General features: G+C 51.6%; 1 protein-coding gene. It reads right to left on the bottom strand.

Going from position 1 to position 537, the window contains the following annotated elements:
- Nucleotides 1-116: 116 nt before the first annotated feature.
- The coding region (locus WA429_RS21385; protein ID WP_336107934.1) for a DUF4400 domain-containing protein at nucleotides 117-537 on the bottom strand (421 nt) is incomplete at its 5' end.

Here is a 537-nt window from a genome sequence, read left to right as displayed (position 1 = left end):
AGGCGGCACCGAATGGATGGGCAAAAACACTCCTTCTATTTGACGGATATATGAAACCAAGAAGGGCCGGATGCATTTTGCTCCGGCCCTTCTTGCATTTCGTCTTCCAGTGCCACTTAGATCCGCTTTGGCAGGTTTCGAACCATCGCCCAGATCGCCAACGCGACCAACAGCACCATCAACGGTGCTGAGTGCGGCGGTACTGGCAACGGCGAAATCAGGAGTAGTGGCAATATCGTAATCACCATGAATGCCACCGTCCTGATGCCAATTCTTTGCACCGTCGGTGACGCGTACTGGAAATTGTACTGCTTGCGCTTACGCGTGTAATGCGCATCTAGCAGCAGTGGCAAAAAGAATAGTGACAATACTGGAAGCCACGTAATTAATCCTGCCACCCGATAAAGCGCCAGATAGATCGCCAAATTCACGACCTTCAGGCGCCCTTCCACATAAGGAAAGAAGTCCTTTCGGCCAAAGTTATCCAGGATCTTGGTCGAATCCTCTGGCGGCGGCAACATGAACCTCTGAATACCC

The sequence above is a fragment of the Thalassospira sp. CH_XMU1420-2 genome, assembly GCF_037029325.1.
In the GTDB taxonomy this organism is placed as follows: domain Bacteria; phylum Pseudomonadota; class Alphaproteobacteria; order Rhodospirillales; family Thalassospiraceae; genus Thalassospira; species Thalassospira povalilytica.
Note: the sequence above shows the minus strand (reverse complement) of the source record. Positions and strands in the feature narration are given on the sequence as shown.